The organism is Siphonobacter sp. SORGH_AS_0500 (assembly GCF_002838835.1).
Lineage (GTDB): Bacteria > Bacteroidota > Bacteroidia > Cytophagales > Spirosomataceae > Siphonobacter.
In genome coordinates this window covers 169,075-194,880 of record NZ_NHPP01000007.1, presented here as the reverse complement: position 1 = coordinate 194,880, position 25,806 = coordinate 169,075, and the positions used below count along the sequence as shown (strand labels likewise).

Sequence of the window (25,806 nt, the reverse complement as noted above, 5' to 3'; positions counted from 1 at the left end):
TGATACAGGACAAATTTGTGTACTCTTTCCAGGGGTTGACGTGACCCCTTATGAACCTTGAATGTTCTAAAGCGGACCTGCTTGCTGGATTAAAGCTTCCAGAATAGCACTAATGATATTAATAATACAAGGCCAAGCTGCAAGGCAGTTAATACATAAATGTAATTCGACTGACCATTGGATTGGTTGAGTAACTCCTGGCCAACCGCCAATTGCAGAGCCGACAATTCCGTTAGGGTTTGGATCACCTGACTGAACGCAATATTTCCAGTTCCGGTCAAAAGAACCTGTCGAGCCTGTGACAGATCTTTAGGGTTCTTCATTACCTCTCCTTCTAACTTATTATACGTTTCCAGCCGTTGTTTGAGTGCATTAAATTGATCTGCCTCTCGAAGGGTTAGACTCGTTTCTTCGAAACTGGTTATTAATGAATCGATCTGTCGATTGGAACGATCCAGAGCGAAGGCTACCTGGCTCAGTGGTAGCTTCGTATTGCTTAGTACGTAGGACTCCAACAAGAGCCGTTTGCTATAAACTTGTGAAGTCAACTTAGCAATAATAGCCGTTGGCACTAAACGATCTTTGTAGATGGAAGCTGAAGCCTCCTGAATCTGATGTACACTACGGCGATTGAGAAAAATGCTAGTCAAGATCAAACCCAGTAGACTGGCAATCAGTAAAGAATTTCTTAGAGTGGTTTTATTACGAGGTCTTTCCATACCATAAATCAAAGCTAAAAGGTTGCCATTTAATAGAGCTAAAGCTGTAAGTAACTGATTTGCCTATCAATTAGGCCTGAATTAAATAAGGGTGTTACTATAAAAGCTTGATGCCCAAGATAAGAAATAGTAAATGAATAGTCAGTAAGTGATTTCGAAGTGCGATCCATCTAGTATCAATAGACGATAGGAAGCAGAAGGTAGCACTACTACAACCTGACTATGAAGAGAAATACGAAACCAAAGTAGACACCAGCCAGCTCATGATGGATTCAGGTCTGTATAAGCATCTCTTTTACCACTCCGTCAGGGATGCTCAGGATTACCCGAATGAAAAGAGGTGAGGGTAAAGCTACCATTCTACACAACTTCTTCAAGACTCCATATGCCTTTAAAATGGGCAAGTTACCGGGCAACTACCTGAGGTTTTACGATGAGTCTAGCAAATTTTCATAGGAATTGAACATTAGTTCAAGAGATATGACGATTTGTATCCGCTCTTCCTCTTTCCAATGCCATACATTTGCAATGGAATAATCATATTATATATCGATTAATACATATTTTTATTTTACTCCTAAAGCCTCCACATTCCCATAGATTGTATGAATAAGACCGTCGAGATCATACGACCCATAGCCAATATAGCATTGATTAGTAACCAATTAATAGAGCTTTTATAGAATAATTACCGATGGCAAGTATGTAGAAGTTGGTTGTAGGTAAGCGGGTTTGCAAAGGGATTTAGAAAGCCACATAGCTTGCTGTTAGTAGTTCGTATTTCCATCAAATAATTGGATCATGTATCAGAGCCTAAGATCATTCTTAGTGACAGGAATGGTCGGTAAGGTATCATTCAATCCCGTTGAAGTTTGGTTTCCTGATTACAAAACAATCTAATACACCTATGAAAAAACAATTACTTATCCTTATGAAATCGGTGATTATGCTGGCTCTGGCAGCCGTACTTCACCCTACCGTTCAGGCTCAGGTGAGAACGGCAACCGTCAAAGTGAATAAAGACCAGAAGTACCAGAAAATTACGGGCTTTGGGGGGTTCGTCAATAGCCCTCAGTTTGGGTATAGCCACATGACCGAAGCCGAAATACGCAAGATGTGGGGGGCAGGCAGTGAAGCAGGCTACAACATCATGCGTATCTACATACCTACTGGCAAGGATAACTGGGGGCAGGTGCTAACAACAGCCCAATTAGCACAATCCCTGAATATTAAGATTTTCGCTTCTCCCTGGTCAATGCCGGCGGAATGGAAAACGTACAATACCATTGCCTCCCGTTATCAGGATGCAAACGGCGTATGGCAACCCGTATACCTAAAGCAGGAAAATTACGCTGACTACGCCAATTACCTCAACGACTTTGTCACCTATTTACGGCAAAATGGCGTTACACTAGAGGCTATTTCACTACAGAATGAACCTGACTATCAGGTAGATTATGCCGGATGCATCTGGACCCCTGTCCAAATGGCCTCCTTTATTAAAAGCTATGGTGATTTAATCGATTGCAAGATCATCGCACCCGAGAGTGTGGGCATCACGGATAATTACGCCAGTGCTTTTGTGAATCCCGAGGTACTTCCGCACTTTGATATATTCGGCGGTCATCAGTATGGGGCAATTCAGTCGGGCCTGCTCAATGTACAGGCTCAGGGAAAAGAAGTGTGGATGACCGAGTTTCTCATTAACTGGAATTCCGACGGTGGCTCCCGGGACTTCAACTGGTCCATTGATGGTTTTTCGTTCGCAAACGCCGTGAATCAGGCCCTGCTGTCTAATGTCAATGCCTGGATTCATTATGCAACCAAACGGTATTACGGACCTCTCGGAGATGGCATGTTTGGAAGTACTGCCGGGGTAATGACCAAACGAGGCAGTATTCTTTCGCATTACGCCAAGTATGTCACGGGTTATACCCGCATTCAAAATAGCTGGAATGACAATACGAGTGAGTTAAGAGGGTCTGCTTACCTTTCCGAAACGGGCGATAAAATTGTAGTTCAGGTCATTAATCCTTCCTCGAACACTTATAATCTGTCCGTGGATTTACCCTTCTCTCGAATGAAGGCAAAGTCATTAGTACGACTCAGACGGAAAGCATGGTTGAAAGCAACGTGGATTTTCCCCAGCAAACCAACCGACCCAAGGTAACCATCAAGGCCTCTAGTGTGACCACACTCGTTTTTACCAAGAGTGGGGATTTCGAACCCTCGCAAATGACTAGTGAACTCGTCAACTACGAGAAGCTTGATAACAAAACGCCAACCTCGCAAGCATTTGGTACTGGATATAAGCTCAGCGGCAAAACCTTTACCTTCCTGAATTCATCGCCCCTGTTTAGTACCAATACAAACGCGACTAACGGATATCTGCCACTGGGTGGAAAGTTTAACCGCCTGGTATTTCAGGTAGAAAGCCTTTCCTCTAGTTACAACTACTCTTCGAGCAATACCACGCTTTACTACGTAAACAAGCAGGGAGAGACCAAATCAAAAAATTACGGCAGTATTGTTTTTGACAAAAGAAACGACTTCAACTGGGTTCTGAATATCTCCGAGGACGTACTGACCGATGGTTGTATCGGAATCATTGGTATTACCAGTGGGAACGCGGCTTCCCGGCTAACGTTTAAATTCAAAGATGTGTACGTTGCCATTGGTAATGAACGGGGGTACAAGTTTTCCGGTGTGTACAGTGCGGCGGATAGTTATTTAATGGATTGCCTGGATGACGTTACGTATACTTCCCTTGACCTTACCAATGTGACCAATATTCCCGCCCAAACCAACTGGCACGCGGCGGCGGCCAATAAGAATGGTTTGTATTATGTACAAACCAGCACGGTGAGTGACAAAACCAACGTAATCAACGGACAGAACTGCACAAAACTTGAACTTAGCGAAGGAGGAGGCGATTTTTATGCACCTCAGGGTTTCACGGCCACTTCAGCAGTATATCGTAGTACGTTAGACGGGGCAAAAATGCTAGTTTTACCCTTCGAAGCTACTATTCCAGAGGGCGTCAAAGCCTATACGTTGGAGTTTGCTGATTCGAAAGTAGTCGGAAGAGCTATTACCACTGGAAAAATTCCTGCCAATACCCCCGTTCTGGTCAACGGAGCCGGAACCGTAGTTTTTGAAGGCTCTGGAGCGATTGCCTCCTCGAAGCAGCAGTCCGTTAATACTGCCCCTAACCAACACCAGCAATGGCTGACCCTTGCGGTAGAGTCAGGCATAAGCACGGGGGTGTATGTGGGTATTCCGGCCCCCTTAGGCAGCTACTACCTGACCACTACCAATGGAACAGCCTCATTCAGCCGGGTTACCAGTACGGGTCAACCCTCCCTGCAATCCTTCAACGCGTACCTAACCCCTGGCTTACCAACCACGGCAGCAAGTTTAGAATTGCAATTAATCGAGCAAGCATTACCCGTCAGCTTAGGCAGATTTACGGCCAAATCGGTCGAAAACGGGATACAGCTCGATTGGACTACCTATTCTGAGAAAAATAACTTTGGATTTGACATCCTGAGAAGTAAGGATGGGAAAACGTTCGAAAAAATTGGTTTCGTTCCCGGCAATGGGACTAGCGTACGGGAGCTGAATTATCGAATGGTTGATTCGTCTCCCTTGGAGGGCAGTAACTATTACCAGCTTAAACAAGTGGATCTGGACGGAACGTATCAGTATTCCGTGATCAGAGCGGTGGAACAGGTAATACCGACATCTGTGAAGGTGTATCCTAACCCCGTAAAGGATTTTCTGACCCTCGATTTTAATGGAAATAAATTAACCGGGCAGCTTGTTATTATTGATGCAGTTGGACGAACCGTTTTTCAATCCCCATTGGATCAAGCTGATCAAAAAGTCATTAACGTCTCCAGTCTGGCACCGGGTATTTATCATTATCAGGCGAATCATTTTAAAGGGAATTTCATAAAATAAATTCCAACTGATTGACCGACAGACACGTATTATAAAAATGCGGGGCTGTTTATGAATGAAAAATCTTATAACTAAACTACCCAACGCAGCCTGTGGCTAGTCTTCTTTGGGTAGTTTAGTATATTCCTTTGGCATCCTTTTCAATCATGGTTACTCTGCAAAAGGGTTACTATAGCTAATTAATAGTCTTTATCTCTTCCATATTTTAGAATGGGGCGTTTATAAAAGTCTATCTACCTGTAAACCAATCTAGTATTCTTGTTAATGGCTGTATTGAAGCAATTGTATGGCTCTTATTTTCATCGGTCCTTTTAAATTGCACCAAGAAGCTCAAATTGAAAGTTGATTCCTACAGATGGCTGAAAGTATACGTCAAGAATTGCTCGATAGAGTCGAGAAATATAAGTGGATTGTTTTTAACATTGTCGATGATACCTTACCTCCCTTTTCTTATACGGTAGGCCTTTTTAAGACATTCGGCCATCCTGAAATAATCATTTCTGGTATAGAGCACAAATCAGCTCACGTGATCTTAAATAATATTGGCAACGACATAGAAAATAATATGATCCGAGAACCAGACACCTTTTACAACGATATCCTAGATGACTATCCTTGCCTTTTTAAAACGGTAACTCAAAGCAATTATGAGGAGTTTTTAGGTAGAGCTATTACTTACTACGAAGGTTTTGACTTTCCTGTATTACAATGTGTATGGCCTGATTCTGAAAGAAGATTTCCTGATGACAGGGGCTATGTCACTACTATTCAGGAAATTCTATATAAATAAGCTCAAATTTAGTTGTATAGATGTTAGCAAAAGATTGATTTAATCGTTGAGGTTCTTCATTGCGGCTTTGCCATTTCCTCTTCATTCCTCCAGCGGATGTCTTTAGAAGAAGTCGAAAGGCCTTCAAGGAATAAAGATCAGTCAAAACTCTTATATCTTCCCGGCGGTACGCCAAACTTTTTCTTAAAGGCGGCATTGAAGTGATGGGGGTACTTGTAGCCAATTTCCTGACTGATTTCGGCGACGCTTTTGGTGGTGTTCAGGAGCAGGGCCTGGGCTTTTTTCATGCGTTCGTCGCCCAGCATGCCGAACACAGACGTGCCAAACAGTTCCTTGAAGCCTTTTTTGAGCGTAAATTCATTAGTGCCCACCTGCCGGGCCAGATCCGTCAGGGAATAGGGGTCGTCCAGGTGGGTGAGCAGGATGGCTTTGGCGTGATGCATCTTTTCGTAGTCCTGCGGCCTTAGATGCGGACATCCCTCACAATCGTGCTCCAGCAGTTGCTCCAGTTGCAGCATCAGGAGTTCGATCACTTTCGCTTCCAAAAATAGCTTTTTATAGACGCCCGTTCTTGAACAGTTGACAATGGCCTCGATCACGTGGTGCATGGCTGGACTGATGGGCAGATTATGCCGGCCCAGCAAGCTGTGCTGCTGGTGCTGCATGTGCATTTGGAAGGCGGCAAGGCGGTGGTGATCGGAGCCTGACAGGTAGTGTTCAAATACGCTCGGACGAATATTGATTTCCAGAATCCGGGCATGCGAAGCGTTCAGGTGCATCGTTCCTTTCGTGCCGGGCACGTAAATCAGATTATGCGTATTACTGCTAAACTGATAGGGAGCTACCCCCGGCTCCCGGAATGCAGCTTCACTCTGCCCACACAGATCGAAATGCATTTCAACCGTCTCAAAATCACTTTCAAATTGCAGCAGCGTGGTTTGTTTGAGCCGTAGATCGCCGTAGCCGATGTGGATGCCGTCGAGCAGTATTTCCCGGTACGTTCCCCGGCTTGAAGCCAGATCAATGGTGGTAACCCGTTCTATGACAGGCTCATTGGATACCAGCATTGCTCTGTCAACGGTTTGCTCCAGGAGGATTTCTTCCAGATCACGAAGGTGTATCTTCAGATGCATAAAATTCCTTTTCACGTATGTTTCACTCCGGCTGACGTACCGCCCCCTCTGCCCCGAGTCCGTAGTTTTGCCGAAACTACTTACTTATTTAGAATTATTCTACATTACATGGGCAGACTTATTTATTTTCTTGGATTGTTTCTGTTGAATGTTAGCCTAGTGCTAGCTCAGCGGGGGGCTACGATTCGCGGACGGGTGGAAGAGGAAAATGGCCAACCCATCACCGACGTCACCATCGAACTGAAACCCGTCCATCGCGGTAAGACATCTGACGAACAGGGGCGTTTTTCTTTCTCTAATATACCCGCCGGCTCTTACGAATTGCAGGCCAGCAGCCTGAACTATCAGTTTGACCACAAGCTAGTTGCGGTTGCCGACGGCCAAACAGTTACGGTTGTGCTGACGGCTACGACCAAAACGTTACAGCTAAGTCCCGTAACCATTACGGCTGAAAAATACGCGAATACGCAGCAGCGGACGGCTCTGTCGGTTTCGTCGCTCAGCAGTCGGCAGATTCAGGAACGCCGGATTCAGGAGATGGGCGATATGCTCATGTCGGTACCTAACCTGATGAGTATGAACGTGGGTTCACCAACATTGACAATGACTTCCATTCGGGGCATAAACACGTTTTCGCAGAATCCGGTCGTCGGGATTTATGTCGATGGCATTCCGATGTTCGACGGGTATTCCAGTTCGGTGCAGATTCAGAATATCGAGCGGGTAGAAGTGCTGAGGGGTCCACAAAGTACGCTCTATGGACGTAATGCCTTGGGTGGGGTAATCAATATCATTACCAGTAAACCGGGCAATGTGACCCACGGTTTTGGGGAGCTTACACTGGGTAATTTTAGTCGACAACGCTACGCAGCAGGGTTGTCGGGGCCCCTCGTTAAACACAAATTATTTGCTGGATTTTCAGGGATTTATGATACCCGAAACGGTTTCTTTACGAATCTCTACACGGGCAGAAAGTTTGACAAACCCGAAACCTACAGCGGAAGCCTGAATCTGCGATACCTGGTTTCGGACCGCTTGTCCTTTACGCTTCATTCGCGGGGTGAGTACAACCACATCACCGGAACCTTCCCCTATACCTTTGCGTCGATGGCGGAGCAACAGCCGCTGACGATCAACCAGAACGGTACCAATCGGGAGACGCGAAAGCTGGTGACGACGTCTTTGCAGGCGGTGTATCAACTCAAGGGCATGGAACTGTCGTCGCTGACGGGCCATACGTTTATGAGCGATACGTACCAGGATTATGACGTCGATTATTCGCCTGCCGACTTCATGCTTTACGAAATGCCTTTCCAGCCACAAAACACCCTTACGCAGGAGTTTAAGCTGGTTAGTAATCAGCACGAAAAGCTTCGGTTTACGGCGGGACTGTTTGGCTTTATGGACCGAAAAAAAGCCGAAACCGTTTACCGTTACGGAGCCGATGCAGCTACCTATTATCCGGGGGCACCCTATTCGAGCTTCATCTACTCCGACAAAAAAATACAGGGTCTGGCGGCTTACGTACACGCGACCTATGCGTTGACCAGCAAACTGGATCTGATTGCGGGCTTACGGTATGATTACGAAAACCGGACGCTGACGCATCGAACCGAAATGGCCAAACCGGGCGAAATGCCGACGGTGATTGCTCCCGAAAAAACCATTGACGGGCATAACGATGCCGTGTCGCCCAAGCTTGGCTTTTCGCTGAAAGCCACTTCCGATCTGATGGCCTACGCCACCTACTCACGCGGCTATCGGTCGGGGGGCTTTAACCAGTATACCGCACAGGCTAACAAGCTGAATTACAAGCCTGAGTACACCGATAATTTCGAAGTAGGCGTCAAGTCGGAGTGGCTGAATCGTCGCCTGCGAGCCAATCTGGCCCTGTTCTACGTTGCCTGGAAAGATCAGCAGCAAAGCGTGGCCTTCCCTGATCTGATCACGGATAATGTGGGAAAACTGCAAAACAAGGGCCTCGAACTGGAACTGACCGCTCTTCCCCTGAAAGGACTGGAGGTGAACTACAATCTGGGCATGGTCGATACGAAGTACCAGTCGTTGATTCTATCTGACGGAGCGGGCAAAAACAAAGACTACGCGGGCAATCACCAAATTTTCACTCCCAAACTCAGCACCAGTCTGGCCGCTACGTATCGGCACACGCTGGGCCAGAAAGCCGCTCTCTTCGTGACCCCCGAATGGAAGTATCTGGGCTTGCAGTACATGAACTACTACAACGACCTGATCCAGCAGCCGTTTAGTCTGATCAATCTCAACGCAGGGGTAAAATACGGCCCGGTCGAAATCAGCGTCTGGGGTAAAAATATGGGCGATGTTCGCTACCTGACGTTTGCCTATGCCACTACGGTAAAAGCTCAATCGCCTGTCGCACAGGGGGCTCCCCGCACCATAGGCGTTACGTTGAAAGCTGGTTTTTAAACGTTGTTTTCGACAGCCGGGCTGTCAAAAAGAAAAATCATTATGGAATTACGGATCACGAATCTTTCCAAGACCTATCCCAATGGGAAACAGGCTCTTAAGCATATTACCCTGACCATTCAAAACGGCATGTTTGGCCTGCTGGGGCAGAACGGAGCGGGTAAATCGACCCTTATGCGGACCATCGCTACGTTGCAGGACGCCGACACGGGCAGCATCTTTCTGGATGATATTGACGTACTGAATCAACCCGCCGAAATGCGAAAAGTACTCGGTTATCTGCCGCAGGATTTTGGCGTCTATCCCAATGTATCGGCGGAGGAAATGCTGCTCTACATCGCCGAAATGAAAGGCATTACCCACGCAGCCGAGAAGAAAGAATCGGTTGAAACGCTGCTGCATCGGGTGAATCTGTACGAAGTGCGGCACAAAAAGCTCAGCACCTATTCGGGCGGGATGAAACAGCGGTTTGGCATTGCTCAGGCCTTGCTCGGCGAACCCCGCATCGTGATTGTCGATGAGCCGACGGCAGGCCTCGACCCGCTCGAACGCAACCGCTTCTATAATCTGCTCAGCGAAATTGGCGAAAACACCATCGTTATTCTATCGACGCACATTGTAGAAGACGTCAGCACGCTCTGCAACGACATGGCAATCATTGGCAACGGAACGGTGTTGCAGGCCGGTAAACCAACCGATATTGAAACGGCACTGGACGGCTGCCTATGGGAAAAACAGATCGACAAACACCTGCTGGGGCAGTATCAGCAACAGTTCGAGGTGATTTCGAATCGCTTTCACGCGGGTAAACTGATCATTACAGTCTATCAGGAAACCATGCCCGACCCCGGTTTCTGGCGAAAAATACCTACGCTCGAAGACGCCTACTTCAAACGACTGTCGCAAACCACCCCGCAACCCGTTTAAGCCATGTTCAGCACGATTTATCGCTTCGAAGTCCGGCAGCACCTCAAAAAGGTATTTACCTGGGTATTTCTGTTTTTGATGATGGCTCAGGGCGTGTATTACATGCACCATTCCGGTGCGTTTTACAGTGCCGACCGCACCTTTGCCAACGCTCCGGCCATCGTGTATACGGTGCTGGCGGGGATGGGTTACCTGGGATTCATTGTGGCGGGAATTTTCGGAAGTCTGGTTTTGGGAAAAGATCTGGAATACAAAACTGCTTCGTTTCTCTACACCACGCGGGCCACGGAAAATACCTTTTTTGCGGCCCGTTATCTGGGGTCGCTGGTGGTGTTACTGCTGTTGTATGGCGGCTACCTGTTAGGCATCATGCTGTATAATTACCTCCCCATAGATAATCTGGGTCCGGTGGCGTGGGGTGCTTTTCTGCGGGGTATTCTGCTAATTTTCCTGCCGAACGTTTTTATCATTTATACCCTTTGCTTTGGTATTTCGGTGCTGTTCCGCAATCCGAAGCTGGCTTACATGGTGGCCCTGCTGACGTTGTTATTGATGATTTTCGGCGAAACGACCTTCGACAGTAATCCGCAAACGGTGCTGCTCGACCCAACGGCATTTTCGGTCCTGCACAGCCAGTTGGAGCATTTATCACCCGCCGAGAAAAACAGCTTTAGCCCTGATTTCGCGGGACTTCTGCTTTGGAACCGTGTGATCTGGATAACCCTTGGGATGCTGGCGTTGGGGCTGGCGTGGCGACGGTTTTCATTCCGATCCTTTATCTCCCGAACCGAACCGGTCAGCAAAACTAACCCCGACAACCATCGCCCAATGGTTGCCGTACGGACTGACTTGCCCACCCGAAAACCCGCCAGCATTTTTCGCCCGCTTCGGATTGGAACAAGGTGTTTTCGCTGGCCTGGCTGGAGTTCAAAACCACCGTTCGACCGCTGGGCTTCCGAATTTTTCTCACCCTTCTCCTGGTGATGTACGTCGGCTACACCGCCGTCTGGCAGCAACAGTATTACTCAGCCGCCCCAACGCTCCCCGTAACGGTCGAGATCACGTCGGTTACCTTGCCGATGGCGTTTTACATCCTGATGTTCCTGATTGTCAATACGACCGAACTATTATTTAAGAACAGTAGCACCGGATTCTGGCAGATTGGCGACGCCTTACCCGTACCTACGTGGGTGAGTCTACTCTCGAAGATCGGAGCCATGACGGGCGTAGCTTCCTGATTCTGGTCAGCTTTACCTTGTTCGGGGTGGGCGTACAGGCGGCCAAAGGCTATTACGATTTCGACTGGATGGTGTATGGCGAAGACCTGTTCATCCGTTGGTTACCGAAATATGTCCTCTACATTTTACTAACCGTGTTTGTGGCTGGATTAACGGCCAATCGGTACGCGACCCACTGGATTACCATTCTGTTCCTGCTCTTTAGCCTCATTCTGCACGAAACCGATGTCATCGAGCAGAACCGGTTGAACTTCATGTTTTCGCCGGGCACGAAAATGAACACCGACATGAACGGGAACGGCCTGTTTACCCTGGCTCACGGCTGGTATATGCTGTACTGGTTTTCGCTGGCGGTAAGTCTGTGCCTGGTCGGACTCTGGCTCTGGCAACGCGGTACACTGACGCCCCTGGGCAAACGGCTGGCCCATCTCAAAAAACAAGTCAGTCCGGTTACGCTGGTTCTTTTTGTGGGTGGGTTGCTTGGCTTTGGATTCTGCGGCCAACGCATTTACCAGGCCGTAAACGTTGACAATCATTTTCAAACAAACGAAGAAGCCCGAACCGAAGCGGCCCTGTATGAAAAGACGTATAGTTCATATCGTTACAGCCCACAACCCACTATTTCCCGTTTCAACCTTCAACTTGATTTTTACCCTGCCGAGCGAAACGTAAGCTACACCACGCAGCTTCATGTGCAGAACCGCACCTTACTGCCGATGGATACCCTTCATGTGGAATGGATGGATTTTTCGGCACTTCGCAGCCTGTCGGTCAACGGCAAGCCACTTTCTTTGCTTCGTCAGGATACAACGCTACGTCATGCCCTATACCGACTGCCTCGGCCTCTTTTGCCCAATGACTCTCTGATTGTTACGGCCGTCGGTACCTTGCAGCATACGGGCTACACCAACGGCGATCCGCAACCGGAGCTAACCTTCAACGGTAGTTTTCTGCCCTCCGGCATCCTGCCTTATTTTGGCTACGATCCGCGTCGCGAACTCAAGGAAAACCAGTATCGCCCCGATTACGGCTTGGCTAAACTGACCCATCGACTACCCGCCCCAACCGACCAACGGGCTTCGCAGCAGCTTTTTGCCTCGACGCAGGCGTTACGTCCCGACTACATCCTGACCATCAGCACGACTGACGGCCAACGGATTGTGGCTCCGGGAAAACTGGAAAAGGAATGGCAACAACAAGGGCGACGCTACTACCGGTTTCGGTCGGAGCAGCCGACCGCCTTCTCTTTTCATCTGCTATCGGCTCGCTATGCCGTCAAAAAAGCAACGGATCGGATAGCTGGCAAGCCCGTTGCCATTGAGTTGTATTACCATCCGGGGCACCCCTATAATACCAGCCATCTGCTAACAACCGCCCGACAAGCCCTCGATACGTTGAGTCGGTGGCTGGGGCCTTATCCCTACACGACGCTACGGATCGCCGAACGCCCCCGTTACGATGAAGAACTGTTTGCCGAGGACAACGTACTAGTGTTACCCGAAAATCACGGCTGGATTGCGACGTACGTTCACCCAGTGATCTGGATTACCTGCACTTTATCGTTACGCGACTCATCGCCCAGCAGTTTATGCAGCAGGCCAACGTCAGCCGAACGCAGGGCTATCCATTCATTACTCGATCCATTCCGTACTATCTGGCCCTGTGTCAGCTTGAGCAAACACACGGTTCCGAAGCGGTTCAGCACCATCTGACCAAAAGCCGCGATCAATACCTGAAAGGTCGGGCGAAGGAGACGAACGAAGAACCCTCGTTGCTACAATGCGACGAAGAGGCCGACTACGTATTCAATGAAAAGGGAGGAGCTGCCTTGTATGAGTTGAGTAAAACGGTGGGCAAACCCCGACTGAATCGACTCATCGGTCAGTTTTTGCAACAGGCCAGGCTGTCGCCAAAGCCGATTCCAGCCACGGTGTTTTATGACCAGCTCCGGGCCTCCGTGGGCAATCGGGCCTTATTAACCAGACTTTTCGAAGAAAAATAAGCCTTATCCATGATTGAAAAAGAGAAGCAACTGATCCTGAACGGAGCATTAACCACCGTACTGTGGCAATTGGCGTGGCCTGCCGTACTGGCGATGGTTTTATACGGACTGAACAGTTTTCTGGACGGCGTTTTTGTCGGCCAATTGATGAATCAGGACGCTCTGGCTGGCGTCGGCATGGCTTACCCTCTGTCGCAAATTACGCTGGGGCTGGGTAGTCTGGTCGGTACGGGAGCGGGCACCGTACTCAGTATCTGGCTGGGAGCCAACGAAAAAGCCAGGCTGAGCCAACTACTGGGAACGGTCAACCTGCTTTGCCTGTTGCTGGCCGTGGTGGTTTGTTTGCCCTTGTATGGGTTGGCCGAACCGCTGGTGCGGGCCTTGGGAGCCCGCGGGGCCGTGCTGGGGTATGGCACCAGTTATTTTCGGGTAACGATTCTCGGATCGTTTTTCTGGATTCACGGGCTGGCCCTGAACATGATGGTGCGGGGCGAAGGGAAAATGAAAACAGCCGCCTGGATGATTGCCGTAGGTCTGATCGTCGACGTAGCTCTGAAACCCATTTTCATCCAGACGTTCGGCTGGGGCGTAGACGGGGCCGCCTGGGCCACCAACACGGGTATGCTGGTCTACTCGCTGGTGGGGCTCTGGTACTTCGCGACGGGACGGGCTTCGTTTGCCTCCGACTGGAAAACGCTACGGCTGCCGAAAGACCTGCTCGGGTCCATTCTCAAATCGGGCCTGCCGGGCATGATCCTGACGCTGATGACGGTTATTCAAAGCATAGTCGTTCTACACGCCATCACCCACTACGGTACCGACGCCGACTTGCCTTTCTACACCGCCTGCAACCGTATTCTGCTGTTTCTGATGACGCCCATGATTGGCCTGATGCGGGCCCTCCAACCCGTGGTGGGCATGAACTACGGAGCCGGTCGTTATGATCGGGTAAGGCGTTCGTACTGGCTATTTACCGCCTGCGGTGCCGGGTTGATTGTCCCCGTCTGGCTTTTTATGACGCTATTTCCCTTATCGACCATCCACAGTATTCTGCCCGGTATTGCCGTTTCGACGCAGCAACTGACCGATTTTCGGGTGTATCTGGCGGTGCTGCCTTTCCTTCCCATCGTGTTCATGGTTCTGGTTACGTTGCCTTCCATCGAAAAAGCCAAACAGACCTCGCTGATCGCCCTACTCCGGCAGGTGATTTTTTACCTACCCGTGATGCTTTTCTTCCCCCGCTTTTTCGGCGTCCGGGCCATCTACTGGGGCAGCACCCTGATCGATGTTGTGGTTATTTTGATGACGTTGGGGATACTATTGAAGAGTTTTAAAGAGTTGAGGGCGGGGAAAGATCGGGTAATGGTTTCTGAGATTAGTAGCTGATAAGTGCGATATCGTCCGTGGCGTTCGACGATCTGCGATAGGCTTTGGCATTTTCTGACGGCACCATTACCTTTAAGCGATGACCTAATAAGTACTGTATTGGACAGTTATACATCATACAAGCCGTTCTTGTCCACACCATACTTGAAAATCTTACTTTCAGACTTCTTATAACTATTCTATTGACTTTGAAACCAACCGAATTGCAAAAGCAAAATTTTCAATTTTGGGTACTTCGGGACGTTTAGCTAGATAATGGTATTGATAAAGAAAAATGACACCAAGAATAGAAACATCAAATGAAAAGAAATTAGTCGGAAAACGATTGACTATGAGCTTTGCCAACTATAAAGTTGGCGAACTTTGGAAAAGCTTTACGCCAAGACGAAAGGAGATAACCAACCACCTGACAGAAGATCTCATTTCATTGGTTGTTTATCAGCCGACCCATTTTGAGAATTTTAAACCAACTAATGAATTTGAAAGGTGGGCAACTATTGAAGTGTCGGACTTTGACCATGTGCCCAACGAAATGGAAACTTATGTTTTGCCAAGCGGGCTTTACGCGGTTTTTGATTACAAAGGTTTAAGTACAGATAATTCCATTTTTCAATACATTCTTGGAGTGTGGTTACCAAATTCGGACTACGTTTTGGACAACAGGCCACATTTTGAAATTTTAGGCGAGAAATACGACAATAACGACCCGGCATCAGAAGAAGAAATCTGGATACCCATCAGTCCGAAGAGCACTGGCTACTAGCACGTATTCTATGTCAGGCAAAGTCCCTCTTAAAGCGGCAGATACACTCCACCAATAGAAGACCGAATGAACACCGTAGAACTATTTGAAAACGAAAGAGCAACAGGCTATAACCAGTTTGTAGAAACCTGGATACCCAACTATACTTATTTCCTGGAGCGTTTGCCCAAACTACTCAGCGAAACAAAGGGCAGCGACTTATTGGTGGTTGGTTGCGGAACGGGGAACGAGATCGAAAAATTTGTCAAGGCACCCAAACGCTGGAACCTAACTGGCGTTGACCCCTCGCCGGACATGATCAAACAAGCCAGCGAAAAACTTCAAACCTACGACAACGTAACGTTACGGGAAGGTTTGGTTTCTGATCTTCCCACCGACAAGAAATACGATGCGGCCACGCTTTTGCTGGTTTTACATTTTCTGGACGACAATGGTAATAAACTAAATCTGCTGAAAGACATTGCGGATCGATTGGTTTCGGGAGCACCCTTCGTATTGCTGGACATTACGGGCGACAGAAACCAGATCAAACAAAATCTACAGGTTCTCCGGCTTCTCTTGCCAGACGGTTTAGAGCAGGAACAAGTCAGCAGTCGTCTGAACCGAATAGAAAAGGAACTGCATGCCGTTTCAGAAGAACGGCTCTCGGCCTTATGTCAGGAAGCAGGCTTTGAACCGCCCCTCCGCTTTTTTCAGTCATCCATTTACATGGGCTGGCTAACTAGAAAGAAGTAGATAAAATAGCTATGGCAAATCGATACCCAGGCCCATTTACCAAACGAGGCTATTAGTCATTTTGAGGGCACCAGAACTGTTACTGTAAAGTTTGAGCAGAGCTGCGTGCGTAGCAAAGAGGTAAAAATCCGGCAATTGAGCTTAACAATTTTTTCCACTAGGCAAGGCAGTAAATTTCTCCGAAGAAGAGATCAAAAAAACACATTAATAGGATTCATTGAAAGTTACTTTTGTTTAGAAAACTGAATTACTGTTTTTATTTGATAGGGATTAATAATTCAAAATGTATTAACTCTTTTTTATAAGTTAAAAAAAGGTTTTACCTACTATTTTTCAACATAAATAATAGGTAAAACCTTTTCAATTTTAAATCACCATAATAGAAAATAAATCATTGGTATAAAAAGGCTATTTGCTCTTACTTTTAAATAGTTACCACCACTTTTCCAACTACCCGGTTTGTTTCTACTTCCAAATGAGCTTCTCTTATTTCTTCAAACGAAAAAGTTTTGTAAATATGAGGCTTTACTACACCCTTTTTTAGAAGGGAAGCGATTGCATCCATGGTGTCTTTTCGAGATTCTACCATGTGAAAAATAAGTTTTACTCCTTTTTTTGATGCTTCTTCAAGTAATTCCTGGGGTATTTCAGGCGAAGGCAAAGTAACTATAACACCGCTGTCTTTGATACTATGTATCGAGTTCATCAACGTTTCTCCGCCTACAGTATCAAGAATAATATCGACATCTTTTACTACTTCTTCAATCTTTTCTTGGGTATAATCGATATGCTTATCTGCACCCATATTGAGTAAAAATTCTTTGTTCTTGGCAGACGAAGTTGCGATAACATAAGCTCCAAGATGTTTGGCAATTTGCACAGCTAAATGCCCTACACCTCCCGAAGCTCCGTGAATCAATACGTTATCGCCTTTTCTTACTTGGGCAACGTCTACCAAGGCCTGATAAGCGGTGGAAGCAACCATTGAAGTAGCTACCGCTTGTTGATGGGTTACATTACCGGGTTTCAACGTCAAATGAGTTGCTGGCGAAGCCACATATTCGGCATAGGCTTTACCGTTTCCGAAAAAATTCACCATTCCAAAAACTTCATCTCCCGGTTTGAAATTTTTCACATTAATTCCTGTTTCACTAATGATACCAGAAATATCCCAACCTAAGATAACGGGTCTGTTTTTTCCAAAAATCCAATCTAAAATACCTTCGTTAGCTCTTGCCTTTACATCTACAGGATTTATACTAATTGCTACTACTTTTACCAAAACCTCGTCGCTTTTGATAATAGGAGTTTCAACTTCTGAGGCCATAAGTTTATCCACACTTCCTGCCTCTTGTAAAATAAATGCTTTCATCGTCTGGTTTTTAATAATTAGTGAGGCAAAACTAATTTACCAGTATACTTGTGACAAGTATGCACTATTTTGTAACCTACGAACTAAAAATATACCAACATTGAAAACCAATTAATTAAATTTACAAATGAGCAAAAAATTTATTAATGAACCTTCCTGTCCGGTTGACTACGCTTTTCGTAGAATTGGCGGAAAATACAAAGGCAGAATACTCTGGTATCTGCATTTAAATACCATCATGCGATACGGTGAGCTCCGAAAATCGCTTTTTGACGTAACACCCAAAATGTTAACGCAAACGCTTAGAGAATTAGAAGATGACGGGCTTATCACTCGGAAAGTGTACCACGAAATCCCGCCCAAAGTGGAATACGCTCTCACTGAAACGGGCGGAGAACTTACCCCATTTATTGAACATTTAAAAGATTGGGGAACGCGTCAATTAAAGAAGGACGTTCCATAGGCTATTATTGATCCGTGAATTCATCTTCCCATCCCATCTTTGCCAAATTGGGCCGCCGGGCGGTTTGGCAAAGATGAGATGATCCTGAACAAATCAGGACGAAATGGTTGACTGATACCAGAGCTAACTCCATACTACGTAAAAGCAGCCTAAACCCTGATTATTCACGGTTATCAGTCGGGTTAGATAGGGTTTGCCCGCCCTTTTGAGAAGCAGCTACCGCAGCCATGCTGTGACATATCATCGCTTTTTCATACCAACCCAGTGCTTCTGATAACTCTTTTTCGCCTGCCTGTACACGCGACAAGCAGTCACTTAGTAGTCTGGCATCATGCAAGGCCGTGTTAGCTCCCAACCCCGCTGCCGGGCTCATCACATGAACCGCGTCGCCTAATGCAGTCAGATTAGGTAGTGTATCAAGTAATGCAGGTGTTGATGTCTTTACACTAGTCATGACTACAGAAGCAGAATCGGCTGCACGAAACAAGGCTACTAGATCGGCATGCCACCCAGCCGTGGCGTTCGCCAGAATTTGATCTACATCTATGGTTCTACTTTCGTGCACTTGCTTTGTTACCCCAAAATACTGCTCATGGCCAATGATTGCCCAATAAATGTACGGCTCGCGGGATGACCTATCCTCAAATGACATGGCTTCAATAATAGCCGATAAACCATTACCAAAAATGATTTGAGTATCCGTGTAAAAATGTGCGGGTAACGTCGTTATCTGATCAAATAACGTTTTACCGTAAATGCACTGATTGACAGTAGGTTGAACTTGAATGTGGGGCATGTATTTTTCCCGGATCGGCGACATGGCTCCATCAGCAGCCACAAGTAGTGTGGCATCGCATGTGCTCCCATCCTCAAAATAAGATCTGATCAACTTCGTCGATACTACTTCGCAATGCATCCACTTCTTACCAAAATATACCCGGTCTTGTACTTCTTCTAACAACACTTGCCTCATGGCGGTCCTGTCGGCCTTGAGATCGGGGCTATCAAAATCATTAGCCGTCCAGGCTTCTACCCATCGATCAATGAGCTTGAGTTGTGGCGTTAGGGTTTGTACATGAGTCGATGGCAACGCACAGGAAGATACAAAAGCCGTGTATGCCGATGTCGATAGACAGTGCTGTAAAGCGGATTGTCCCGTATGGTCGATGCGAATGCGGTAGCCCTGTGGTCGGCTCGTAGGCGAATCATCCCGCTCAAAAATAGAAAACGAAATACCGTGTTTCTTCAGACCGTGGGCTAAGCAAAGTCCCCCCAATCCGGCCCCGATAATAGCTACGTGAAGTGATGTCTTTTTCATAAAATTTGCTAGCGTATAACAACGTAGCAAAGTACCGGCATCGACTTGTCGTACACCATGTCAGAAACAACGGAAGTGTTGTACTATTTGCGGGAAGTCTGGCGAAACAAGGAGGGCGATACCCCTGCAAGACGGGTAAACACTCGAGAAAAATAGGCTACGTCGGTATACCCTAATGCATACGCAATTTCTTTAACCGATAATTCCGAGTAGCCTAACGATCTTTTGGCTTCCTCCAGAATCTGTTGCTGAATCCAGTAGCCGGGTGGGTGGCCTGTAACTTGCACACAAGCTTCATTGAGATAAGAAGCAGACACATGAAGAAGTGAGGCATAGGCCGCCGGACTTTTCACCGTTCTGAACGACTGAGCGACTAATCCCTGAAAGGAATGTATCAGTAACTCCGGGCGTGTTTGAACCTTCTTTACATGAGCTTTACGTTGCTCATAATGAACCGTTAACAATCGAAGGCAAGCCTGAAGAGCTGTAGCACGTAGCTGCTGGGAAATTTCCTGAGTGACGTTTACGCGGGCAAGTTCATTAGTCCACCTGTACCCCTGAATCAATAACTCCACATACAACGCTGGTAATGGAAGAGGCTCATACTGGTCAGAAGCCCATCTAAAAACAGCTTGATCATTAATGCTCAATAATGCGGGTACAACGGAGAGAACCCAGGTAACGGAATCGGTCGCGGATAGGGCTGCATGGAGTTGCCCAGGCGATACGCATAGCATGTCTCCCTGCTTCAGTTCCAGCACTTGAAAGCCCAGAGCTATTTGCAGGCTACCGCTCTCCTGGAGAAAAAACAGATAATAGTCATCTTGATGTAACCGCTTTCTACGAAGGGACGTTGAGTTCTGATTACATAACTGTTCTAAAGTGAGCACTAAATTTCCCCCGTTCATAATGGTATGTATGGCAAGGCGGGTTAAGTTAGCGTGTTTTGAATGAAAAAGCCCCGAAAAACGGGGCTACGATTGACTAGAGCTCTGATTGTCACCAAGGAATTTCTCCCGTTTCAGGATTATTTTCTTCGCTAAAAAATTTCCCCGTAGGTCCATCCCTATCCATTAACGCATATTTTACAATTCGCTTTCCTGCATCTTCCACACTACCCAGACCTCGGTGACCGTTGAAATCTGTCTTCGTATATCCAGGGCAAACGGCATTTATTTTGAAATTGGTATCTTTCAGTTCGTATGCCAATACAACGGTATACATATTCAAGGCCGCTTTTGAAGAAAGATAAACGACACCTTTGTAGTCATAATACTTGTAAGAGGGGTCGCTGTGTAAGGTAATTGAACCTTGACTTGAACTAACATTGACAATACGAGGTTCAGAAGATTTTTTCAGCAAATCAATAAATGCTTGTGTAACCCTTACTACTCCATAAACATTGACATTGTATGCCTCTTTAAACTGCTCTATAGTTGCATCAAACGCAGATTGCGGATAGCCACCGTAGATTCCAGCATTGTTAATAAGAATATCCAATGATTTTGTTTTCTTACCTATTTCTATACGGGCTTCTTTTACCGATTCATCATTTGTTATGTCAAGTTGAATGGCTTCTACATTATTTATCCCTTCCGCTTTCAATTGATCAACGGCTTCTAAACCATTTTCTACTTGGCGACTGCCGAGATAAACATACGTTCCTTTTTGAGCAAGTTGCCTTGCTACTTCAAAGCCAATGCCTTTGTTAGCTCCTGTTACTAATGCTGATTTCATTTCTTTGCTTTTAAATTAACAAAGCAAAAGTAGATAGCTATAAAACAGGGAAGCTGGACAAATCCATTTATGATCTTGACGAATCTTGCCGGGCTAAAAACGCACTTACACTTTTCCCCGTGCATTTTTTAAAAAGTCTTGAAAAGTAATCAGGATCATTAAATCCTAGCTCATACGCTACTTCTTTTACAGAAAGATTAGAATAACGTAGTTTCCGCTGAGCTTCTATCATTAAACGGTTTGTAAAAAAATCCTTGGGCGATGTTCCAGAATATTCTTTTACGAGCCGGTATAAGCTGTTTGTACTTAAAGCTAATTTCTCGGCAATTGTATAAATAGATGGTTGTTCTACCAGGTGCATTTCCACCATTAATTTAAACTCAACAAACTTTAACAAATTGGCATTTACAACAGTAACTGGTTCATATTTAAAATACGCACTATTTAATTCTGACAACAGTAAACTCAAGTAGGCTAGTTTTATTTCTGAGTCGGTTGAATGTTTATCTATAGAAAGTATCTGATTTATAATTTCAAAAACTTTTTTTATTCTTCCTCTTGCAGGAGCATCAAAATTGATAATTTGTGTATGTAACGGATTAACTAAAAATGGAAAGTATTGGGGCAATAATGACAAGGTATTTTCATCGAATAATACCTTGAAGTATTTAAGATTACCTGTTATCGTAGGGGGTTCAAAAATTTGATTTGGCATTGCAAAAAGCAATTGGCCACTAGTGACCGTAATGTCCTGTAAGTCTAATTTATAAGTAACAGAACCGCAGTCTATTAAAACGACAAAATAAGAAGTCAACCTACGAGGTTGCAGAAATTTTTGCTGAATGTCAGAAGCAGGATAAGGATTATCGTTGGAGTTAATTTTAATCTTCAACTCATCATTCGGTACGTTTTCATATTTTTCGTTTGTTCCTTGCATATGGTCTGCTATTATGACTAGTCATACAAATGGTATTTCACTACGCTCCCATGGAAATGCTTTGTTTATGTTCCTTTCCCCACATTGCCAGTTGGTTTATGATAGGAATGAGCTGTTGGGCAATAGGCGTAAGCTCGTATTCAACACATGGAGGAACATCTGCATATACGGTACGCGTCACGAGTTTATTTTCTTCCATTTTCCTGAGCTGCAACGTGAGCATCCGTTCGGTGATGTTCGGGATTCTTTTTTTCAGTTCGCCAAAGCGTAGTTTTCCATTGGCAAGATGGCAGCAGATAGCCAGTGTCCATTGGCCACCAATGAGGCTTACGGAATAGATCTCGTCACATTCATCCGTTAAAAGCTGTTTGTTCTGAAAATTGGTAGAGCTTTCTTTGATCTTACTCATCACTAACATTTTTGTATGTACCTTACAATTAGTCGTCAATATACGGAAGTAGCTGTTGCTGATTTTCCTTTGTAAGAAAATTAGTGATATGAACCCCACGGTATTGATTACGGGCACAAGTTCAGGGTTGGGCAAGGAACTGGTGCAACATTTTGCCCATCACAACTGGCAGGTCATCGCTACGAGCCGGAAGCCGAAAGGAATGTGGAAAGATTACGAAAATGTGTCTGAAAAACCACTGGATGTCACCAATGCAGCAAGCGTAACTGCACTTTTTGAGGAGCTGCACCAGTCCGCGTCAACAATGGATCTGGTGATTAATAATGCTGGCAGAGCTGTCTTAGGCTCATTAGAAGACACCACGATAGACGCGGTGCAGCAAATCTTTGAGGTAAATGTGCTGGGCGTGATCAGGATGCTGCAAGCCCTCATCCCCTACTATAGAAAACGGGGAAAAGGCCGGATTATCAACGTAAGTTCTTTGTCGGGACTGGCCGTTGATATACCCTTGGCTTCGGTGTATGCCATGTCCAAATTTGCTTTGGAGGGGCTAACGGAGGGAGTTTTCTTTGAACTGAAAGCATTGGGTATTGATATTCATCTGGTAGAACCGGGCGGTTTCAAGTCTTCCCTGGTTGATAATGCCATCCTGTTTCCGACCGATAAAGACCCGGTCTACAACAGCATAAACGCCAACCTGAGTAAGGTTCTGGCAACCAAGTTGACCGATCCGCATTCGCCCCATACGGCAATAACGGATGTTGTGGAGACCATTTATAAACTAGCGATTGGTGAGATTAACTCATTTCGTAATCCCGTGGGCAGCGATACCGCCGAGATCTTACAGCTTCGATCCAACCATACTATTGACGATTACCTTGATGTGATCGGCAGCAAATTTTCTATTGACTAACACGATTACTTCATGAAAACATTGATTATTGTGATCCACCCTGATCTTACCCATTCGGTCATTAATAAAAGGTGGATAGAAGAATTAGAGAAACAACCGGAAAAATATACTATCCATAAACTATACGACGCATACCCGGACGAAAAGATTGATGTACGGGCGGAACAACAACGAATAGAGCAATATGATAAAATCATATTTCAATTTCCACTCTATTGGTTTAGTTCGCCACCGCTCCTGAAAAAATGGTTTGACGAGGTATTAATCCGTGGCTGGGCCTACGGAAGCAAAAGCGGCTATAAAATGGCTGGGAAAAGAATTGCGTTGGTCCTATCTGCCGGAATAGCTGAAGATGAATTTATGCCAACGAAAAAATATAAATATACGCTGGAGGAACTAACCCGACCTTTTGAACTGACTTTTGACTATGTAAAAGCCGATTACCGGTCTTTCTACGCCTATTATGGGATGGAACACAACGCAACCAAGGAATGGGCAGAGCAGAGCATTCCGGGGTACCTCAGTTTTATCGAAACGTTAGGATGATATAACAAACAGACCATGTACGGGCAATTGCCCGACATGGTCACGAAATAGTTTGTGGTAAGGATCATCATTGTTTTTCCAATTCCGCCAAAACCGCTTCCCCCACCCCTTTCGCCGACTGCGGGTTTTGTCCCGTAACCAGCCGCTGGTCAACGGTCACGTGGGGTTGCCAAAGCCCTGATTTTTCAAATAGAGCTCCTCGCTCTTTCAGCTTTTCCTCCAGGAGAAACGGAACCACTTTATCCAGTTTCACGGCCACTTCTTCTTCATTGGTAAACGCATTAACTTTTTTTCCATCCACCAAGTAGTTTCCATTACTCAACGTAACGTTCACCAGTGCCGATGGCCCGTGACAAACGGCACTGACCACACCGCCGTTTTCGTAGATCTTCCGCCCAATTGCTGCCAGGGCTTCATTTTCGGGAAAATCCCACATGGTTCCGTGTCCGCCGGCGTAGAAATGGCTGCGTACTCTTCAGGTTTTACTTCTGAAGGCGTTAAGGTATGTTCAATTTTGTGGTGGTACTTTTCATCTTCCCAGAACTTTCTGTTGACGGCATCGTCCAGGTTAAGGCCATCTACGGGTGCTTTGCCCCCTTTCGGGCTCACAAAATCGATCTCGTAACCCGCAGCATGCAATACGTCCCAGGGATGCGATACTTCGCCCAGATAATAACCGGTGGGCTGGCCGGTGTCGCCTTTCTTGTCGTGGCTCGTAACCACGAATAAAACTTTCTTTTCCATACGTACTGAATGGTTGTTTTGGGCCTGCAAGTGATTTGAAAATGCCAAAACACTGAACGCCGTTAAAACCGCTGAAATGGTGAATCCTTTCATTTTCATTGACCTTACTGACAGGACAAAATTCAGCAAAATGGAAAATTCAGCACAGGAGGTAAATCACAAATTTGGTGTGATGTAGATCACACTAACTGCTGGTTCTGATCGTAATCATGGACCTTATGATCCTCATCAATACATCCATTTTTGACCCGTCCAGCCTGTATGTCGAAGAAACTGCTCCCAGGTAAGACTTTGGGGATTCATCTGCCGACTCCATTCCAGGTCGCGGTTTTTGCCAAAATATCCATATTCAACCGCATAGGCAGTCATCCCCAAAATTTCCTGTACTAAAGCCTCGTTTGAACCGAATTCGGGGAAATGACTGAGCATTTCTTCCCGTGAATAAGCAGAGCTATATTCCGCTTTTTGTCCGGTAACTTTAGTAAAGGTTTCCACTAGTTCCTCTGGGGAAATTAGATCGCCGATGACGGGTAAGGACTTACCAGAATATTGATCAGGATTGGAAAACATTTCCAAAACAGCAGGTCCGGTTGCCGTAAGCGGATCAACAAACGGGGCACGGAAATCTTTGGGCAAATAAATCGGAAATACAAGCGTATCACCTGTTAACCGGGGCGTATAAAACTCGATCAGGTTGGTGAAAAAGAAAGCCATATAGATGAATGAACTGGTTAAGGGCAGGGTTCGGATATAGGCTTCTACTCGGGCTTTGTCTGTAAAATGGGGAGCGAACAGTTTTCCACCGGATCTTTCATCGACGTTTTCCAGGCTGCTGAAAACAATATGCTGTACCCCTGCTTCAACGGCGGCATCGGCCAGCTGTTTGCCCAACTCAAATTCGTGCGTCGCTGGCGGGACGATGTTTGGAGTCATCAGGAAAACGCCAGCAGAGCCTCTGAATGCCTGCACAAACTTGTCCTGATAGCCGAGGTCGAGGGGCAAACTGATGAGTTCAACGCCCTTTTCTGCCAATTTGAGTGCCTCCGGCGAATGAATACGGCGGGTAATGCCGCGTACACGGTACCGCCCGCTTTCCAGCAACGCGTGTGCAGCACTCTGTCCCTGTTTTCCCAAAACCCCAACGACCGTAATGAGCGGCTTGTCATGTGGTTCCTCCAAGCCTGTTTCCTTTACGTTTAACCCCATTGTTTTAGCATCCATTTGAACTATAATTAGTATAGTTGCAAAACTATTTTGAGCACCCTA

Annotated in this window: 25 protein-coding genes; 14 read left to right on the top strand and 11 right to left on the bottom strand. The window is 46.2% G+C overall.

The annotated features are described in order from the left end of the window. Window positions 1-89 precede the first annotated feature (89 nt). Window positions 90-719 carry an MCP four helix bundle domain-containing protein gene (locus BWI96_RS10305; protein WP_106636563.1) on the bottom strand — a complete coding sequence of 210 codons (630 nt, stop codon included), beginning with the start codon at window positions 717-719 and terminating at the stop codon, window positions 90-92. Between the two features lie 907 nt (window positions 720-1,626). On the opposite strand from BWI96_RS10305, the gene BWI96_RS10300 reads away from it, so the two are divergent. From BWI96_RS10300 to BWI96_RS10290, 3 genes are all read left to right on the top strand, one after another. Then, window positions 1,627-2,889: a hypothetical protein gene (locus BWI96_RS10300; RefSeq protein WP_157830300.1), complete on the top strand. Its 1,263-nt coding sequence runs from the start codon at window positions 1,627-1,629 to the stop codon at window positions 2,887-2,889. Then, window positions 2,838-4,682, top strand: coding sequence for a T9SS type A sorting domain-containing protein (locus BWI96_RS10295; RefSeq protein WP_106636561.1), 1,845 nt, complete (start codon window positions 2,838-2,840; stop codon window positions 4,680-4,682). Before BWI96_RS10300 ends, BWI96_RS10295 begins: the two co-directional genes overlap by 52 nt. Before the next feature lie 355 nt (window positions 4,683-5,037). Then, window positions 5,038-5,472, top strand: coding sequence for a DUF4262 domain-containing protein (locus BWI96_RS10290; protein ID WP_106636560.1), 435 nt, complete (start codon window positions 5,038-5,040; stop codon window positions 5,470-5,472). A gap of 137 nt (window positions 5,473-5,609) precedes the next feature. Here BWI96_RS10290 and BWI96_RS10285 read toward each other — a convergent pair whose 3' ends face one another. Next, window positions 5,610-6,605 (bottom strand): AraC family transcriptional regulator, encoded by a 996-nt coding sequence (locus tag BWI96_RS10285; protein WP_106636559.1) that lies wholly within the window; start codon window positions 6,603-6,605, stop codon window positions 5,610-5,612. Window positions 6,606-6,713: 108 nt separating this feature from the next. Here BWI96_RS10285 and BWI96_RS10280 point away from each other — a divergent pair, with 108 nt between their 5' ends. The 8 genes from BWI96_RS10280 to BWI96_RS10240 all read left to right on the top strand — a co-directional run bounded on the left by BWI96_RS10280 (window position 6,714) and on the right by BWI96_RS10240 (window position 16,101). Further along, entirely contained in the window at window positions 6,714-9,050 is a 2,337-nt protein-coding gene (locus tag BWI96_RS10280) for a TonB-dependent receptor (protein ID WP_198555223.1), read from the top strand. Window positions 9,051-9,092: 42 nt separating this feature from the next. Then, window positions 9,093-9,977 (top strand): ABC transporter ATP-binding protein, encoded by an 885-nt coding sequence (locus BWI96_RS10275; protein ID WP_106636557.1) that lies wholly within the window; start codon window positions 9,093-9,095, stop codon window positions 9,975-9,977. A 3-nt stretch (window positions 9,978-9,980) separates the two neighbouring features. Further along, window positions 9,981-10,961 (top strand): ABC transporter permease, encoded by a 981-nt coding sequence (locus BWI96_RS10270; protein WP_106636556.1) that lies wholly within the window; start codon window positions 9,981-9,983, stop codon window positions 10,959-10,961. Next, window positions 10,961-11,215, top strand: coding sequence for a hypothetical protein (locus BWI96_RS10265; RefSeq protein ID WP_106636555.1), 255 nt, complete (start codon window positions 10,961-10,963; stop codon window positions 11,213-11,215). The genes BWI96_RS10270 and BWI96_RS10265 overlap by 1 nt, the downstream gene beginning before the upstream one ends. Further along, window positions 11,164-12,927, top strand: a complete 1,764-nt coding sequence (locus BWI96_RS10260; RefSeq protein ID WP_157830299.1) for a hypothetical protein — start codon at window positions 11,164-11,166, stop codon at window positions 12,925-12,927. The genes BWI96_RS10265 and BWI96_RS10260 overlap by 52 nt, the downstream gene beginning before the upstream one ends. A 299-nt stretch (window positions 12,928-13,226) precedes the next feature. Beyond that, on the top strand, window positions 13,227-14,603 hold the full coding sequence (locus BWI96_RS10250) for an MATE family efflux transporter (RefSeq protein ID WP_198555222.1): 1,377 nt from the start codon (window positions 13,227-13,229) through the stop codon (window positions 14,601-14,603). 274 nt (window positions 14,604-14,877) lie between these two features. Then, entirely contained in the window at window positions 14,878-15,366 is a 489-nt protein-coding gene (locus tag BWI96_RS10245) for a GyrI-like domain-containing protein (RefSeq protein ID WP_106636552.1), read from the top strand. Between the two features lie 66 nt (window positions 15,367-15,432). Continuing rightward, the gene (locus tag BWI96_RS10240; protein WP_106636551.1) at window positions 15,433-16,101 is read left to right on the top strand and encodes a class I SAM-dependent methyltransferase; all 669 of its coding nucleotides are present in this window, start codon (window positions 15,433-15,435) and stop codon (window positions 16,099-16,101) included. A gap of 424 nt (window positions 16,102-16,525) precedes the next feature. Here the strand turns inward: BWI96_RS10240 and BWI96_RS10235 are convergent, their stop codons facing one another. After that, the gene (locus BWI96_RS10235) at window positions 16,526-17,473 is read right to left on the bottom strand and encodes an NADP-dependent oxidoreductase (RefSeq protein ID WP_106636550.1); all 948 of its coding nucleotides are present in this window, start codon (window positions 17,471-17,473) and stop codon (window positions 16,526-16,528) included. A gap of 127 nt (window positions 17,474-17,600) precedes the next feature. Here BWI96_RS10235 and BWI96_RS10230 point away from each other — a divergent pair, with 127 nt between their 5' ends. After that, on the top strand, window positions 17,601-17,936 hold the full coding sequence (locus BWI96_RS10230) for a helix-turn-helix domain-containing protein (RefSeq protein ID WP_106636549.1): 336 nt from the start codon (window positions 17,601-17,603) through the stop codon (window positions 17,934-17,936). Window positions 17,937-18,096: 160 nt separating this feature from the next. On the opposite strand, the gene BWI96_RS10225 is transcribed toward BWI96_RS10230, so the two are convergent. The 5 genes from BWI96_RS10225 to BWI96_RS10205 all read right to left on the bottom strand — a co-directional run bounded on the left by BWI96_RS10225 (window position 18,097) and on the right by BWI96_RS10205 (window position 22,337). Beyond that, entirely contained in the window at window positions 18,097-19,254 is a 1,158-nt protein-coding gene (locus BWI96_RS10225) for an NAD(P)/FAD-dependent oxidoreductase (protein WP_106636548.1), read from the bottom strand. Window positions 19,255-19,337: 83 nt separating this feature from the next. Continuing rightward, complete coding sequence (locus BWI96_RS10220; RefSeq protein ID WP_198555221.1) at window positions 19,338-20,144, bottom strand: helix-turn-helix transcriptional regulator; 807 nt, start codon at window positions 20,142-20,144, stop codon at window positions 19,338-19,340. A gap of 109 nt (window positions 20,145-20,253) precedes the next feature. Beyond that, a complete protein-coding gene (locus BWI96_RS10215) occupies window positions 20,254-20,991 on the bottom strand; it encodes an SDR family oxidoreductase (RefSeq protein ID WP_106636546.1) in 738 nt (245 codons plus the stop codon). Window positions 20,992-21,058: 67 nt separating this feature from the next. Further along, on the bottom strand, window positions 21,059-21,928 hold the full coding sequence (locus BWI96_RS10210) for an AraC family transcriptional regulator (protein ID WP_106636545.1): 870 nt from the start codon (window positions 21,926-21,928) through the stop codon (window positions 21,059-21,061). A 40-nt stretch (window positions 21,929-21,968) separates the two neighbouring features. Further along, on the bottom strand, window positions 21,969-22,337 hold the full coding sequence (locus BWI96_RS10205; protein ID WP_106636544.1) for a helix-turn-helix domain-containing protein: 369 nt from the start codon (window positions 22,335-22,337) through the stop codon (window positions 21,969-21,971). A gap of 88 nt (window positions 22,338-22,425) precedes the next feature. On the opposite strand from BWI96_RS10205, the gene BWI96_RS10200 reads away from it, so the two are divergent. Both BWI96_RS10200 and BWI96_RS10195 read left to right on the top strand, forming a co-directional pair. Then, window positions 22,426-23,250: an SDR family oxidoreductase gene (locus BWI96_RS10200; protein ID WP_106636543.1), complete on the top strand. Its 825-nt coding sequence runs from the start codon at window positions 22,426-22,428 to the stop codon at window positions 23,248-23,250. Between the two features lie 12 nt (window positions 23,251-23,262). Continuing rightward, on the top strand, window positions 23,263-23,796 hold the full coding sequence (locus BWI96_RS10195) for an NAD(P)H-dependent oxidoreductase (RefSeq protein ID WP_106636542.1): 534 nt from the start codon (window positions 23,263-23,265) through the stop codon (window positions 23,794-23,796). A 67-nt stretch (window positions 23,797-23,863) separates the two neighbouring features. Here BWI96_RS10195 and BWI96_RS21890 read toward each other — a convergent pair whose 3' ends face one another. From BWI96_RS21890 to BWI96_RS10185, 3 genes are all read right to left on the bottom strand, one after another. Further along, window positions 23,864-24,232: a type 1 glutamine amidotransferase domain-containing protein gene (locus tag BWI96_RS21890; RefSeq protein WP_198555220.1), complete on the bottom strand. Its 369-nt coding sequence runs from the start codon at window positions 24,230-24,232 to the stop codon at window positions 23,864-23,866. Continuing rightward, window positions 24,127-24,540 carry a hypothetical protein gene (locus BWI96_RS21885; RefSeq protein WP_198555219.1) on the bottom strand — a complete coding sequence of 138 codons (414 nt, stop codon included), beginning with the start codon at window positions 24,538-24,540 and terminating at the stop codon, window positions 24,127-24,129. Before BWI96_RS21885 ends, BWI96_RS21890 begins: the two co-directional genes overlap by 106 nt. Before the next feature lie 228 nt (window positions 24,541-24,768). Then, complete coding sequence (locus BWI96_RS10185) at window positions 24,769-25,746, bottom strand: NmrA/HSCARG family protein (protein ID WP_106636656.1); 978 nt, start codon at window positions 25,744-25,746, stop codon at window positions 24,769-24,771. Between the last annotated feature and the right edge of the window lie 60 nt (window positions 25,747-25,806).

What these genes read in the sequence shown, in the direction of transcription:
- BWI96_RS10265 (WP_106636555.1), top strand. Translation starts at nt 10,961, where the DNA reads ATGTACGTCGGCTACACCGCCGTCTGGCAGCAACAGTATTACTCAGCC.
- BWI96_RS10195 (WP_106636542.1), top strand. Translation starts at nt 23,263, where the DNA reads ATGAAAACATTGATTATTGTGATCCACCCTGATCTTACCCATTCGGTC.
- BWI96_RS10185 (WP_106636656.1), bottom strand. Translation starts at nt 25,746, where the DNA reads ATGGGGTTAAACGTAAAGGAAACAGGCTTGGAGGAACCACATGACAAG.
- BWI96_RS10240 (WP_106636551.1), top strand. Translation starts at nt 15,433, where the DNA reads ATGAACACCGTAGAACTATTTGAAAACGAAAGAGCAACAGGCTATAAC.
- BWI96_RS10250 (WP_198555222.1), top strand. Translation starts at nt 13,227, where the DNA reads ATGATTGAAAAAGAGAAGCAACTGATCCTGAACGGAGCATTAACCACC.
- BWI96_RS10275 (WP_106636557.1), top strand. Translation starts at nt 9,093, where the DNA reads ATGGAATTACGGATCACGAATCTTTCCAAGACCTATCCCAATGGGAAA.
- BWI96_RS21890 (WP_198555220.1), bottom strand. Translation starts at nt 24,232, where the DNA reads ATGTGGGATTTTCCCGAAAATGAAGCCCTGGCAGCAATTGGGCGGAAG.
- BWI96_RS21885 (WP_198555219.1), bottom strand. Translation starts at nt 24,540, where the DNA reads ATGGAAAAGAAAGTTTTATTCGTGGTTACGAGCCACGACAAGAAAGGC.
- BWI96_RS10245 (WP_106636552.1), top strand. Translation starts at nt 14,878, where the DNA reads ATGACACCAAGAATAGAAACATCAAATGAAAAGAAATTAGTCGGAAAA.
- BWI96_RS10225 (WP_106636548.1), bottom strand. Translation starts at nt 19,254, where the DNA reads ATGAAAAAGACATCACTTCACGTAGCTATTATCGGGGCCGGATTGGGG.
- BWI96_RS10235 (WP_106636550.1), bottom strand. Translation starts at nt 17,473, where the DNA reads ATGAAAGCATTTATTTTACAAGAGGCAGGAAGTGTGGATAAACTTATG.
- BWI96_RS10280 (WP_198555223.1), top strand. Translation starts at nt 6,714, where the DNA reads ATGGGCAGACTTATTTATTTTCTTGGATTGTTTCTGTTGAATGTTAGC.
- BWI96_RS10270 (WP_106636556.1), top strand. Translation starts at nt 9,981, where the DNA reads ATGTTCAGCACGATTTATCGCTTCGAAGTCCGGCAGCACCTCAAAAAG.
- BWI96_RS10205 (WP_106636544.1), bottom strand. Translation starts at nt 22,337, where the DNA reads ATGAGTAAGATCAAAGAAAGCTCTACCAATTTTCAGAACAAACAGCTT.
- BWI96_RS10300 (WP_157830300.1), top strand. Translation starts at nt 1,627, where the DNA reads ATGAAAAAACAATTACTTATCCTTATGAAATCGGTGATTATGCTGGCT.
- BWI96_RS10215 (WP_106636546.1), bottom strand. Translation starts at nt 20,991, where the DNA reads ATGAAATCAGCATTAGTAACAGGAGCTAACAAAGGCATTGGCTTTGAA.
- BWI96_RS10305 (WP_106636563.1), bottom strand. Translation starts at nt 719, where the DNA reads ATGGAAAGACCTCGTAATAAAACCACTCTAAGAAATTCTTTACTGATT.
- BWI96_RS10210 (WP_106636545.1), bottom strand. Translation starts at nt 21,928, where the DNA reads ATGCAAGGAACAAACGAAAAATATGAAAACGTACCGAATGATGAGTTG.
- BWI96_RS10290 (WP_106636560.1), top strand. Translation starts at nt 5,038, where the DNA reads ATGGCTGAAAGTATACGTCAAGAATTGCTCGATAGAGTCGAGAAATAT.
- BWI96_RS10200 (WP_106636543.1), top strand. Translation starts at nt 22,426, where the DNA reads ATGAACCCCACGGTATTGATTACGGGCACAAGTTCAGGGTTGGGCAAG.
- BWI96_RS10230 (WP_106636549.1), top strand. Translation starts at nt 17,601, where the DNA reads ATGAGCAAAAAATTTATTAATGAACCTTCCTGTCCGGTTGACTACGCT.
- BWI96_RS10295 (WP_106636561.1), top strand. Translation starts at nt 2,838, where the DNA reads ATGGTTGAAAGCAACGTGGATTTTCCCCAGCAAACCAACCGACCCAAG.
- BWI96_RS10285 (WP_106636559.1), bottom strand. Translation starts at nt 6,605, where the DNA reads ATGCATCTGAAGATACACCTTCGTGATCTGGAAGAAATCCTCCTGGAG.